Annotated in this window: 8 protein-coding genes; 5 read left to right on the top strand and 3 right to left on the bottom strand. The window is 72.7% G+C overall.

Going from position 1 to position 13799, the window contains the following annotated elements; genetic code table 11:
- Positions 1-414: 414 nt before the first annotated feature.
- Entirely contained in the window at positions 415-3855 is a 3441-nt protein-coding gene (locus ACIBAF_RS48100; RefSeq protein ID WP_399473002.1) for a BTAD domain-containing putative transcriptional regulator, read from the top strand.
- Positions 3856-3859: 4 nt separating this feature from the next.
- Here ACIBAF_RS48100 and ACIBAF_RS48095 read toward each other — a convergent pair whose 3' ends face one another.
- Together ACIBAF_RS48095 and ACIBAF_RS48090 are read right to left on the bottom strand one after the other, a co-directional pair.
- Positions 3860-5773, bottom strand: coding sequence for a sigma-70 family RNA polymerase sigma factor (locus ACIBAF_RS48095; RefSeq protein ID WP_399472999.1), 1914 nt, complete (start codon positions 5771-5773; stop codon positions 3860-3862).
- Positions 5774-6136: 363 nt separating this feature from the next.
- On the bottom strand, positions 6137-6910 hold the full coding sequence (locus ACIBAF_RS48090; RefSeq protein WP_399472997.1) for a TetR/AcrR family transcriptional regulator: 774 nt from the start codon (positions 6908-6910) through the stop codon (positions 6137-6139).
- Positions 6911-7288: 378 nt separating this feature from the next.
- On the opposite strand from ACIBAF_RS48090, the gene ACIBAF_RS48085 reads away from it, so the two are divergent.
- The 3 genes from ACIBAF_RS48085 (at position 7289) to ACIBAF_RS48075 (ending at position 11469) form a co-directional block, all read left to right on the top strand.
- Entirely contained in the window at positions 7289-8668 is a 1380-nt protein-coding gene (locus tag ACIBAF_RS48085) for an NAD(P)/FAD-dependent oxidoreductase (RefSeq protein ID WP_399472995.1), read from the top strand.
- 226 nt (positions 8669-8894) lie between these two features.
- Complete coding sequence (locus tag ACIBAF_RS48080; protein ID WP_399472993.1) at positions 8895-10547, top strand: SpoIIE family protein phosphatase; 1653 nt, start codon at positions 8895-8897, stop codon at positions 10545-10547.
- Between the two features lie 124 nt (positions 10548-10671).
- The gene (locus ACIBAF_RS48075; RefSeq protein ID WP_399472991.1) at positions 10672-11469 is read left to right on the top strand and encodes a class I SAM-dependent methyltransferase; all 798 of its coding nucleotides are present in this window, start codon (positions 10672-10674) and stop codon (positions 11467-11469) included.
- A gap of 67 nt (positions 11470-11536) precedes the next feature.
- On the opposite strand, the gene ACIBAF_RS48070 is transcribed toward ACIBAF_RS48075, so the two are convergent.
- Positions 11537-12820 carry an MFS transporter gene (locus ACIBAF_RS48070; protein WP_399472989.1) on the bottom strand — a complete coding sequence of 428 codons (1284 nt, stop codon included), beginning with the start codon at positions 12818-12820 and terminating at the stop codon, positions 11537-11539.
- A 110-nt stretch (positions 12821-12930) separates the two neighbouring features.
- Here ACIBAF_RS48070 and ACIBAF_RS48065 point away from each other — a divergent pair, with 110 nt between their 5' ends.
- The gene (locus ACIBAF_RS48065; protein WP_399472987.1) at positions 12931-13479 is read left to right on the top strand and encodes a MarR family winged helix-turn-helix transcriptional regulator; all 549 of its coding nucleotides are present in this window, start codon (positions 12931-12933) and stop codon (positions 13477-13479) included.
- The last annotated feature ends 320 nt before the right edge of the window (positions 13480-13799 follow it).

Genomic DNA, 13799 nt, shown 5'->3' with positions numbered 1-13799 from the left:
CACCCCCCAGGTCATGCCTTCGACAGGGGGACACAGTCATGCCGGGCCCGGAGGCCAGCGGCCCCGTTGCAGGACCGCGAAGAACATAACGGGGGGGCTGTCCGCGGGCACTCACCGGGGCACGCGCAACCGCCCCGGCTGTGCCCACCTGGGGCGTCGACCGCGGGCACTCACCGGGGCACGCGAAACGGACCCGGCTGTACCCACCTGGGGGGCTGTCCGCGGGCACCCAACGGGGCACCGACCTCGCGCCCTTACCCGGGGCACCGACCCCGCGGCACCGCCCGGGGCACCGACCCCGGGGACCGACCCAGCGCCCCACCCCGGGGACCGACCCCGCGCCCCCACCCCGCCGCACGACCGCCCGCCCCGAAACCCGGTGCCTCCACTCCGTCCCCCGGTGACAATGAACAGGTGCGGTACAGAATCCTGGGCGTCACCCAGACAGAGGACGACCAGGGCAACGTCGTACCCATCCCCGGCCCCCGCCTCCGCACCCTTCTCACCGCCCTGGCCCTCCGCCCAGGCCGCCCCACCGCCCCGGAAACCCTCATCGACGAGGTCTGGGCCGACACCCCGCCGCAGGACGCCACCGCCGCCCTCCAGGCCCTGATCGGCCGTCTCCGCCGTGCCGTCGGCAAAGACACCGTCACCTCCGCCCCGGAGGGATACCGCCTTGCCGCGATCGAGGACGACGTGGACCTCTTCGTCTTCGAGCGGCTCGTACGCCAGGGCGCCGAGGTCCTGCGGCAGGGCGACGCCTCCTCCGCCGCCCGCACCCTCGACGCCGCCCTCGCCCTGTGGCGCGGCCCCGCCCTCGCCGACCTCCCCGACCGCACCGCGGCCGCCCGCCCCGAGGCCCTCCACCTGGAAGCCACCCGCGCCCGCGCCGAGGCGGACCTCCTTCTGGGCCGCGCCCGCGAGGCCGTCCCGCGGCTGACGGAACTGACCGCCGCGCACCCCTACGACGAGCCGCTGCACGCCCTCCTCATCGTCGCCCTGCGCGACACCGGCCGCGACGCCGACGCCCTCGCCGCGTACGAGACCGCCCGCCGCACCCTCGCCGACGGCCTCGGCGCCGACCCGGGCCCCCACCTGCGCGCCCTGCACACCGAACTCCTGCACCGCCCGGCACCGACCCACCCCCCAGCCTCCCGCACCCCCCTCGCCCCCCTCGCGCCCTTCCAACTTCCCGAACGCACCGGCAACATCCGTCCGCGGCTTACCTCTTTCGTGGGCCGGGAACCCGAGCTCGCCGCCATCCGTTCCGAATTGCACAGGGCCCGTCTCGTCACGCTCACCGGACCGGGCGGCTCCGGAAAGACCCGTCTCGCCGAGGAAGCCGCCGCCGGGCTCCCGCAGGCGTGGCTGGCCGAGCTGGCGCCGCTCGACCGGCCGGAGGCGGTGCCGGGCGCGGTGGTCAGTGCCCTCGGTCTGCGCGAGACCGTCCTGTTGACCACCGAACTGGCGACCCCGCAGGACGACCCGGTCGCCCTGCTCGTCGAGTACTGCGCGTCGCGCAGCCAACTCCTGATCCTTGACAACTGCGAACATGTCATCGGCGCGGCTGCCGCCCTCGCCGAGACCCTCCTCACCCGCTGCCCCGGGCTCACGATCCTCGCCACCAGCCGTGAACCCCTGGGCGTCCCCGGTGAGTCGGTGCGCCCGGTCGAGCCCCTCCTCCCCGACCAGGCGCACCGCCTCTTCACCGACCGCGCGGCCGCCGCCCGCCCCGACGCTGTCGCCGCGCTGCAAGACCGGGACCAGGAGGCGATCGCGGAGATCTGCCGCCGGCTGGACGGGCTGCCGCTCGCCATCGAGCTGGCCGCCGCCCGTCTCCGGCTGCTCACCCCGCGCCAGATCGCCGACCGCCTCGACGACCGCTTCCGCCTCCTCACCTCGGGCAGCCGCACGGTCCTGCCCCGCCAGCAGACCCTGCGGGCCGTCGTCGACTGGTCCTGGGACCTGCTCGACGAACCCGAGCGCACACTGCTGCGCGAGCTGTCCGTGTTCGCGGGCGGCTGGGACCTGGAGGCGGCGGAGGCCGTGTGCACCGGCCCCGTCGCGGACCTCGTGGGAGCGCTCGTCGACAAGTCCCTGGTCGTGGCGGCCCCAGGCGAGAACGGCGGCGGTGACGGCATGCGCTACCGCATGCTGGAGACCATCCACGAGTACGCCACCGAACGCGCCGCCGAGTCCCCGCAGTCCCGCGCGGCGGCCGAACGGCGACACCGCGCGTGGGTGCGCGCGTTCGTCGAGCGAGCCGATCCCCTGCTGCGCTCCGCCGAGCAACTCCCCTGGATCTCCCGCCTGGAGACCGAGGTGGACAACATCCGCGTGGGCCTCCATCGCGCGCTCATGGCAGGCGACGAGGAGGAGGCCGCCGCCCTCTGCCTCGCCGCGGGCTGGTTCTGGTGGCTGCGCAACCACCGTCACGAGGGCGCCGAGTGGACCGACCGCACCCTGCGCCTGGGCGCGGTCCTGGACACGCTCCAGCCCTCCCGGACGGACAACGCTTCGGCCGGCGCCCCCGCTCCCGCCCTCGACCCTGCTGCCACCCTCACCTGCCGCTCCCTCACCGTCCCCGCCGACCTCACCGCCCGCATGGCCGCCGTCGACCCCGTCGAAGCCTTCCTCGAAACGACTCCACCCGCGCCCGGGGCGGACGGCCACAGCCGGTACCGGCAGCGCATGAACCTGCGGATGCTGCACCTGTTCCTGTTGTCGGAGTCCGAGCCGAAGGACGTCGGGGCGGACTCGCGCTACCGGGAATACCTCGTCCGCCTGCGCGCCGACTACGAGCCGGGCGGCCCACAGGCGGCCCTGATGCCCGGCCTGATCTGGCCGCTGACGGCCTTCCAGATGCGCGACACCGTGGACGTCCGGAGCATCCTGGACGCGGCCGTCGCCAACTGCCGTGCCTACGGCGGCGACTGGGAGCTCGGCTGCACCCTGATGTTCCGCACGCACACGGTCGTCGACTCGCCCGGCGGACTGCACGGCGTCGACGACGACCTGGCGGAGCTGCGGACGCTCAGCCTGCGCGTCGGCGACCGCTGGATGCGGGCGCAGGTGTGCAGCGCGGCCGGCGAGGCGGAGATGGCGCGCAGCCGCTTCGCGGAGGCGGAGCGCGAGTACCGCGAGGCGCTGCGGCTCGCCTACGAGGTCGGGGCGTACACGGAGTCGCCGTTCCTCATCGCCCGGCTCGCGGAGATCGCCTACCGCTCGGGCGACGTCGACGGCGCCCTCGCCGCACTGGACGAGGCGGACAACGCCGCCGACCGCCACGGCGTGCCGGACGTCCGGGCGTTCGTCCTGCTGCTGCGCGCCCACATCGCGCTGTACGAGGGGCAGGTCACCCATGCGCGCGAGCTCTGCGACCGGGCCCATGCGGCGGCCGGGAAGGGCACACCGCCACCCCAGTTCGCGGCTGCGCTGAGACTGCTGGACGCGGACCTCACGGCCGCCGAGTCCGGCCCCGAGCACGGTCTGCCGAGGCTCGCCGACACGCTGCGCCGGGCGGTGGCCGACGGGTGCGCCGAGGCGGTTACCTCGTTGATCGTGGACGGCGGGGCGGACCTGCTGGCCCGCCTCGGGGACCTCCCGCGCGCGGCCCGACTCCTCGCGGCCGCCGACGCTCTGCGCGGCCCCCACCCGCGCCCCACCCCGGAGCACACCCGGGCCGAGCGGGCCGAGGCCGCGATCCGCGAGGTCCTGGGCGCCGAGCGCTACGTGGCCGAGCGCACCCGCGGCACGTCCATGACGGTGACCGACGCCCTCCACGAGCTCACCCAAGCCGCGCGCGACCACCCCGCCCCGCCGCCGCCGGACACAGCGGGCACGGCGGCCCTGTAGTGCGCTACGAGCACGTGAACGTGGACTCGGCCCAGTCCGCGAGCGCCACCGTGTCGAAGGTGCTGTGCGGCTCGACCACCAGGCGCACGGTCGCGCGGCCGGTGAGGTTCACATGGACGGGCACGGCCGGGTCGCCGCCCTTGATCACCCCGGACGACCAGAGCCGGGCGCCGTCGCCGTAGACGGAGAAGGAGACCTTGCCGAGCTTCATCGTCAGGTCGTCGACGCCGACGAGCGCGTCGTAGGAGGCACACTCCCGGTTGAGGTCGACGGTCACGGAGGAGTCGCCGTGCACGGTCACCCCGAGCCCGTACTGCCGGTCCCCGATGGACAGCCCGCCGTAGCGCTGCCACACCCAGCTGCTGCCGCCGAGCCGGATCTCGGGCCCGGTCCCGTCGCCGGAGACGTCGAAGGACAGCTCGCTCAGCCGGTAGACGACCGGCGCGGGCGGCGGAGGCGTGGGTGTGGGGGTCGGGGTGGGCGTCGGCGTCGGCGTCGGCGTCGGGGTGAGGATGCGGGCGGGCGGCGGTGTGGGAGTCGGCGTCGGGGTGGGCGTAGGCCTGGGGCTCGGGGCCGGCGTAGGGGCCGCCGCCGGGACGATCGCCGGAGGGTCCGGCTCGCGCTCCTGTGCCGGCGTCGGGGTGGGGGTCGGCTCCTGCGGCCGTGCGACCGGCACCGGTGCGGACGCCGGGGGCTTGGCCTCGGGGTGCTTGGCAGGACTGCCGTTGCCGACGAGCGCGAGGGCCACGGCGGCGGCCGCCACCGCGACCACACCGGCGGCGATGCCGGCCTTCACCGGCGCGCCCAGCCCCTCCGAGGCCAGCGCACCGCTCCCGGCGCCCGTCCCGCCCGAGGAGCCGCTCGCCGCGGCGGCCGCGCCCGCAGCGCCCGCCCCGGCGCTCCCGGCGATGAGCGCGACCGCCTTGGCGTACCCGGCGGCGCCGAACCAGCCGATGACCGCGACCGGCACGACGGCGGGGATGCTGCTGGCGACCTCCTCGATCTGCAGGGCGGCCAGCCGGCACTTGGCGCACTCCTCCAGATGCTTGCGCAGCCCTCGTTCCGCGCGGGTGCGCAGCCGGCGGCGGGCGTAGGTGCCGAGCTGGTCGGCGTAGCGGGCGCACTCCTCGTCGCTGGTGAGGGTGGCGCTGACATGGGCCTGGAGATAGGCCTGCTTGAGGCCCTCGCGGGCGCGGCTGGCGAGCACGCGCGTGCCGTTGGCGTCGAGGCCGAAGAGCGTGGCGACCTCGCTCGGCGACTCGTCCTCGACCTCGGTGTGCCACAGCACCGCCTGCCAGCGCTCGGGCAGCGAGCGGAAGGCCTGCATGGCCATGGACTGCTCGGCCTCGTGCATCGCGTGCACGTCGGCGCCCAGGTCCAGGCCCGCTCCGAAGGAGCCGATGGACGCGGTGTCGTCGGCGACGTCGGAGGAGCGGGCGGACTGTGCGGCGAACACCGCGAAGTCGTCGACGAGTTGCTCTCGCTTCGCCGATCGCGTCCAGCCCGCGGCGACGCGGCGGACGGAGGTGAGGAGGTAGGCGCGGACGGCGTACTCGGGTCCGGAGCCGCCGCGCACCGCCTGGAGCATGCGGGCGAAGACCTCGGCGGTGAGGTCGTCGGCGGTGTGCGCGTCCCGGCAGCAGGTGCGGGCGTAGCGGCGCACGGCGTCGGCGTGACGCCGGTACAGCTCCTCGTACGCCGAGTCGTCGCCCGAGCGCATCCGGTCGATCAGATCGGTGTCGGCCGGCGGCAGGTTTCGCGGCGGCGGCAGGATGCCCTCGGTCCGTCCTTCGCGCTGTGTCGGGACAGTGCTCTCCGTCGGGGCGGCGGGCGGAGTGGGCGCCGGGCCGCTCGCGCGTCCGCCCTGGCTCGGCACCTGGGGTGAACCGAGTGACTCGTCCCGACCGTCAACGCTCATCGCGGAAAGCCCCCGCCGCCTGCCCTACCAGTCCCGACCACCGAGTCAGAGTGCCATATTGGCTTTTGGTCAGAACCCCGTGGGACGGCCCTGCCACTCGTCCGTGGGGACTTGTCGCAATCCAGTACTAGGTTTCACCCGAACGGGGAAGGTTCAACTCTCGTGCGTCGGGCAGGAGTTGAGAAGCGCGCCCCAAATGCCCCATATGTCCAACAGGGCGGACAAGGGTGGTGAGGGTCGGGGTGAGGGCCCGCATGGCACCCCCACCCCCTGTCACCCTTACGAGTCAAGAGAACCCTGACTCCAGAGGACCCTGACTCCAGAGGACCCCGACTTCAGAGAACTGGACTCCAGAGAGCCGACTCAAGCAGACCGCGACCGCAGACCCTCCAGCAGGATGTCCAGCAGCCGCGCCGAGGCCGCCGCCTGCTGGGCCGGGTCCGGCAACGAAGGCGCCGCCGTCGCGATGACCAGCAGCACGTCCGACACCGACACGTCGGCGCGCAGTTCGCCCGCCTCCCGCGCCCGCTCCACGAGCCGGCCCACGACCTCGAGCAGCGCCGCCGCCCCGGCGTCGTCGACGGCGGCCGTACTGCCGTCGTCAGCGACGAGCCGCAGCTCGCCACCGCCCGACTGGGTCCGCTGCTGCGGCACCCGCGCCCCGTCGGCCGACGCAGTCTCGACGCCGTCCTCGGAGACCCCGACGCGCAGCACCTGCGGCGGCAGCAGCCGCCCCGCGCCGGACGCCACGGACGTCCGCAGGAAGCGCGACAGCGCCGACCACGGCTCGTCCTCCTGGCCGAGCGCAGCCCGCGCCTGGTCGGTCAGCCGGGAGGTCTCCTCCTCGGCTATCCGCCGCACCAGGACGTCCTTGCTCGGGAACCGCCGGTACACCGTGCCGACGCCGACCCGCGCGCGCCGCGCCACGTCCTCCATCGGCGCGCCGTACCCCAGCTCGCCGAACACCTCGCGCGCCGCCCGCAGTACGTGCTCAAGATTGCGCTGTGCATCCACGCGAAGCGGCGCTGACCGCGCGCCGTCCCCGCGTCCGTTTCCCATCGCCGCACCGACCGCACCGACCGTGCCGCCGGATGCGAGGGCTGGTGCGGACGACCAATGCGAGTTCTGAATGTGCATGAATGATCCCCCGGTAATGACGTCTCCCCCCGGAGACTCTCCCCGCCATCGAAAGCCGGGATGCGGAACAGGGGACGGCCACCCCGGGCCCGCCCGTCGCAGACCCGCAGAGCGCTTCCCCCTGACACCCCGTCGACTCACGAACATAGTTGAGAGGGAGTCAATTCAGAAGGGGCAGGTTCCGCACGGAGCGCCCCCCGATCGGAGTACGGGTCGTATACGTCCCGATTGCACCCCTTCCCGCACCCCGGCGCACACCCGCTGACCTGCACTCCTGCCCGGTACTTCGGTGTTTCGGCCAACCCCGCGCCCGCCCGACTCGCGGTCACACAAATTGTCGAGGCTGTGGACAAACTCCAGCGACGGGTGCGTCATGGGATGGTGAAGGAACGTGCGCGCATTCTCGTTGTCGGCGGTGGCTACGTCGGGATGTACACGGCCCTGCGGCTCCAGCAGAAGCTGAAACGGGAACTCGGCAGGGGCGAAGCCGAGATCACGGTCGTCACACCCGACCCGTACATGACCTACCAGCCCTTCCTCCCCGAGGCCGCAGCGGGCGCCATCTCCCCCCGGCACGTCGTCGTGCCCCTGCGCCGCGTCCTGCCGCACTGCCGGGTCCTCGTCGGCGAGGTCACCGCCGTCGACCACGCCAAACGCACTGCCACCCTCACCACCCTCGCCACCGACGAGGAGGGGACCGGCCCCCAGCAGCTGCCGTACGACGAACTCGTCCTCGCACCCGGCTCGATCTCCCGCACGCTGCCCATCCCGGGGCTCGCCGACTACGCCATCGGATTCAAGTCCGTCGAGGAGGCCATCGGGCTGCGCAACCACGTCATCGAACAGATGGACATCGCCTCCTCCACCCGCGACCCCGCGATCCGCGACGCCGCCCTCACCTTCGTCTTCGTCGGCGGTGGCTTCGCGGGCGTCGAGGCGCTCGGCGAGCTGGAGGACATGGCCCGCTACACCACGCGCTACTACCACAACGTCAAGCCCGAGGACATGAAGTGGATCCTCGTCGAGGCCTCCGACCGGGTCCTGCCCGAGGTCGGCGCCGACATGGGCCGCTACACCGTCACTGAGCTGCGCCGCCGCAACATCGACGTCCGCCTGAACACCCGGCTGGACTCCTGCGCCGACCGCGTCGCCGTCCTCAGCGACGGCGCCCGCTTCCCGACCCGGACGGTCGTGTGGACCGCCGGCGTCAAACCCCACCCGCTCCTCGCCGCCACCGACCTCCCGCTCACCGAACGAGGTCGGCTGAAATGCACCCCCGAGCTCACCATCGACGGCGCCACGCACGCGTGGGCGGCCGGAGACGCCGCGGCCGTCCCCGACGTCACGGCGGGCGAGCCCGGCATGGAGACCGCCCCCAACGCCCAGCACGCCGTCCGCCAGGCCAGGGTCCTCGCCGACAACATCGCGCACTCCCTGCGCGGCGAGCCTCTGGAGACATACGCGCACAAGTACGTCGGCTCGGTCGCCTCGCTCGGCCTCCACAAGGGCGTCGCCCACGTCTACGGGCGCAAGCTCAAGGGCTACCCGGCCTGGTTCATGCACCGCGCGTACCACCTCAGCCGCGTGCCCACCTTCAACCGCAAGGCACGCGTGCTCGCCGAATGGACCCTCTCAGGGCTCTTCAAACGAGAGATCGTCTCCCTCGGATCCCTCGAACATCCCCGCGCGGAGTTCGAACTGGCTGCCGGTGGAAAGCCTTCTGACGAGTCTTCCGGCGACCCGAAGGGGTCGTCCTGACCGATCCAGGAACTCCACCGGCCGCCCCCACGTCTGACGATTGTCGGCCCGGACGGCGGCCACACTGCCAGACTGCTCCCTGCTCATAGCCCCCCGAACCCACGAGGCTGTTCCCCCGTGCTCCACCTCCCGGGCGCTGTAACACTGCGCGGCCACCGCCGCGCGGCCCCCGCAGCCCAGGCCGGGCCCGGAGCCGGCCGACGACGACTACACGAGGCAAGGATTCGTGAACTTCACGCGCTGGAGCGCCCGGCTCCCCGGAACGCAGCGCCGCGCCGCCGCGCGAGCCGAGCACCCGGTCACCACCACGGACCGGCGGAGCGAAGGCTCCGTACCCGCGGCCCGCGCCGAACAACTCACCGACGAGCCGCCCCCCGTGCCCGCCGTCGACGAACTCCCGGTCCGTGAGGTCCTCGACCGCGTCCCGGCGCTCGTCGCCCTCGTCCACGGCCCCGACCACCGCCTCGCCTACGTCAACGACGCCTACACGGCGGCCTTCGGCGCCCGCCCCTGCGGCGAACCCGCCGCCGAGGCCCTGCCCGAACTCCGCGACCTCGGCCTCATGCCCCTCCTCGACCAGGCCCTGCGCAGCGGCAAGCCCCGCACCCTGAAGTCCCGCAAGGCCCCCGACGGCCGCCACTACACGTTCACCTGCACCCCGGCCGCCGAGGACAACGGCAAGGGCACCGTCCTGATCTTCGCCACCGACGTCACCGACCACGCCGAGGCCGCCGAACGCCTCAGAGCCAGCGAACGCCGCCAGCGCGAGACCGCCGTCACCCTCCAGCGCTCCCTCCTCCCCCAGGAGCTCGAAGAGCCCGACGACCTGCGGATCGCCGCCACCTACCAGCCCGGCGGCACCGAGGCCGCCGTCGGCGGCGACTGGTACGACGTCATCACCCTCGGCGGCGGCCGCACGGCGCTGGTCATCGGCGACGTGATGGGCCGCGGCGTCCGCGCGGCAGCGGTCATGGGCCAGCTCCGCACGGCCGTCCGCGCGTACGCCCGCCTCGACCTGCCCCCGCACGAGGTCCTCCAGCTCCTCGACGGCCTCGCCACGGAGATCGACGCCAACCAGATCGCCACCTGCGTCTACGCCATCCACGACCCGAACGAGGGCCGGCTGGTGTACGCCTCCGCAGGCCACCTGCCCATCCTGGTCCGCGACGAGAGCGGCACCGTCCATCGTGCCGACGAGCCCACCGGCCCGCCCCTGGGCACCGGCGGCTGGATGCACGCCTCCGGCTCGATCCCCCTCGGCCCCGGCTCGACGGCCGTCCTCTACACGGACGGCCTGGTCGAACGCAGGAACGAAGATCTGGACGAGGGCATCGCCTCCCTTGCGCGCGCCCTGTCCGGCGCCACCGGCACCCCCCAGGTCGTCTGCGACCGCCTGGTCCGCTCGGCCGGCGTCACCGCCGACCACGACGACGACGTCGCCGTCCTCGTCCTCCAGCATCCCGCCCGCACCGGCCCCGACAGCGAGCTGTTCCGCAACGCGGCCCTGGAGCTCCTCGGCGGCGTCGAAGCGGCCCCACGCGCGCGTGCCTTCGCCTCCGGCGTCCTCACCAGCTGGCGCTTCCCGGCCGACCTGCACGACCTCGGCGTCCTCGCCGCCAGCGAACTCGTCGCCAACTCCCTCCAGCACGGCACCCCGCCCATGCGGCTACGGCTGCGCCGCACCGACCGCCGCCTGATCATCGAGGTCACCGACGGCGACGACCACCTCCCGCGCCGCCGCCGCGCGGAACCGGGCGACGAGTCCGGCCGCGGCATCGCCATCGTCGCCACGATCGCCTCCAACTGGGGCAGCAGACGCACCCCGGGCGGCGGGAAGGCGGTGTGGTGCGAGTTCGTCCTGCCGAAGCCGACCGAATGAGATCCGCTGGCACTGACTGGCACCGACTGGCGTCGACCGAGATGAGGCCGAGAGGGGACCAGAACACCCGTTCCCTCGCGCGCGGCACCTAGGCGAACCCGCCCCCCGGTGCTAGTAGCTCCCCATGGCAGACGCAACGGGCTTTCACCTCAAGGGAAGCGCCCCCGAGCGCTACGAACACTACGTCGCGCCCCTCATGGCGCCCTTCGTCACCGCACTCGTGGACGCCGCGGACCTCTACCCCGGCGCCACCGTCCTCGACCTCGCCTGCGGCACCGGCTTCGCGGCCCGTGCCGCAGCCGCCCAGGCGGGCCCCACCGGCCGGGTCGCCGGCGCGGACCTCAGCGAGGGCATGCTCAAGATCGCCGAAGCGTGCCACCCCCGCCTCTACCCGGACATCGAGTTCACCCCCGCCCCCGCCGACGACCTCCCCTACCCCGACGCGACCTTCGACGCCGTCCTCTGCCAGCAGGGCGCCCAGTTCTTCCCCGATCTCGACGCGGCACTGCGCGAAACAGCCCGTGTCACCCGCCCCGCAGGCCGCTTCGCCGCCACGGTCTGGTCCCACCTGGACGACTCCCCGTACTTCGTGGCCCAGCGGCGCGCGGTCGAGCAGTACGACACCCCGGAGGCGGCCGCGGGCTTCAGAGCGGCCTTCGCCACCGCGGACCGCCTGACCGCCGCCCTCGCCCGCGCGGGGTTCCGCGACACGACCAGCCGCCGCCTGACCTTCACGATCACCCTCCCCCCTCTGGAGGACTACGTCCGCGGCCACCTCTCCTCGATCCCCTGGGGACGGACGATCGCCGACACCCTCGGCGAACAAGCCCTCACCGAAGCCGCCGCCACGATCCGCACCCACCTCCCCGAGGACACGACGACCTTCCCCTTCACGGCAACCCTGGTGACAGCGGTCCGCTGACCACACGAGCTGAGCACGCAAAAGGCGGCCGTCGTCCCAAGAACGACGGCCGCCTCCAGCCCGGACCTCAGGCCTCGGCGCCCACCGGCTCCACAGCGGCCCCACCCCGCGCGACCACCCGCTTGCGCACCAGCCACGGCTGATCCTGGACGGCGGTCAGCTGCCGCCCCAGCCGCAGCGCGAGGTAGGTGATCCCCAGCGAGAACAGCAGGAACGTCACGATGTACGGCGCGTGCAGCGAGGCCCCCATCGGCCCGCCCACCGCCGGACCGACGGCCAGCGCGAGCTGCTTCACCAGGGCGAACGCCGAGTTGTACTGCCCGGCCATCCCCTCCGGCGCCAGATCGGCCACCAGCGGCGCGATCGTCGGCGACAGCATCGCCTCACCCAGCCCGAACAGCGCGTACGTCGACACGAACGCGGCCGTCGCCATCGCCTGACTGCCGTGCCCGAGCCCGGCGTACCCGGCCACGACCCACGCCACGGCCCAGAGCAGCCCCACGGCTGCGATCACCCGCGACCGCTTCTGCCGCTCGACGAACTTCAGCACGGCGAACTGCGCGACCACGATCACCGCGGTGTTCGCGGCGAGAGCGGTCCCGAGGGCGGACGTCGAGATCCCGGCGGCCTCGACCCCGTACGCGCTCAGCCCCGACTCGAACTGCCCGTAGCAGGCGAAGAACAGCACGAAGCCCAGCACGGACAGCTGCACCATGGCCCGGTTGCCGAGCAGCTGCTTCCAGCTCCCCTTGGCGGACTGCGGGGCGTCCCCGAGACGCGGAGCGTGCGGCAGACGCACGGTCGACATCACCACGGCCAGCAGCAGGAACATCGCCGCCTCGATGGCGAACAGCAGCGTGAAGGAGGAGACCCGCGTGGTGTCGACGAGATGCCCGCCGATCAGTCCGCCCACGCCGAGCCCGAGGTTCTGCAGGAAGAACTGCATCGCGAACGCCCGCGACCGGGTCTCCGCGGTAGAGCAGTCCACGATCATCGTCGCCAGCGCAGGCTGCATCACCGCCTGCCCGGCCCCGAGCGCCACCGCGGCCCCCAGTACAGCCGTGGCGTTCCCCGCGAGCCCCAGGCTCAGCGCACCCAGGGCGGCGGTGACCAGGGCGGCCAGCAGGACCGGCAGTGGACCGCGCCGCACGATCGCCCGACCGGCGAACGGCAGCACGATCAGCGCGGCCACGGCGAACACCGTGAGGACGAGCCCCGCCGTCATGGCCCCCAGCCCCCGCACCTGCGCCACATAGACGTACAGGTAGGGGACGGTGAAGCCGAGCCCGAACGCGCTGAGTGCGTTGCCCACGTGGATCCGGCGCATCGCTGCGCCCTTGGCCCTGGTCACGTTCACCTCTCTCACTAGTTAGATCTGAAGACTTCAAAGCTAAACTTCGAAGCTAAAGATTATATTCCGAAGGACTTCAAGGCAAAGTCGCCGCGTGCGATACTGCGGCCATGGCCGACACCTCCGGCACCGCTGAGCCGACCCTGGAAGAGCAGATCGCCGCCTACCAGCGCGAGTTCCAGGACCTCGACCCCCAGGTCGAGAAGATCGTCTCGGCGCTGTCCCGCCTCAACCGCCGGATGAACGTCGCCTACGGCCGCCAGACCGCCGACCTCGGCATCAGCAACGCCGAGTGGGAGGTGCTCAAGGCCCTCGTCCTCTCCGGCGCCCCCTACCGTCTGGGTCCCAGCGACCTGGCCAAGCGCCTCGGCCTGACGCCGGCCGCGATGACCCACCGGATCGACCGCATGGTCTCCGAGGGACTGGTGACTCGCGAGAGGGACGAGTCCAACCGGGTTCGGGTGATCGTGGAGCTGACGCCCGAGGGCCGGGAGAAGTGGCTGGAGGCGATGCGCATGGCGACGGTCTTCGAGGGCGACCTCCTCCAGGACCTCTCCGCGGAGGAGCGCACGGCCTTGGGCGAGGTCCTCACCAGACTCCTGCGGAGGGTGGAGCACGCCCAGCCGGACGCCGGCGGCCGACTCAGCGACCTCGATTAAAAGATCTTGACAGGGGTGGTTGACACCCCCATGCAGGGTGAGTAAAGTTCTTCGGGTTGCCGAGGAGCCGTAACGGTTCTTCGACAGCACTCCGCCGCAGAAGCGGCACCTCAAATCTTCAGCACGATCTCCCAACGGGATTGAATTCGGCGTGCCCGAATTCAATTCGATTCGGAGCCGGTAGCTCGATTAGGAACTACCGAGCGGATCCGCTAAGGTTTGAGACGTCGGAACGGCCCAGCGGCCGCGAAGACAAGCCCCCGCTGACTGGGAATCAGGACCGAAAGGATCTGATAGAGTCGGAACCGCCGGAAAGGGAA

This window comes from Streptomyces sp. NPDC051677 (assembly GCF_044453465.1).
GTDB lineage: Bacteria > Actinomycetota > Actinomycetes > Streptomycetales > Streptomycetaceae > Streptomyces.
This window is presented reverse-complemented; position numbering and strand designations above follow the sequence as displayed.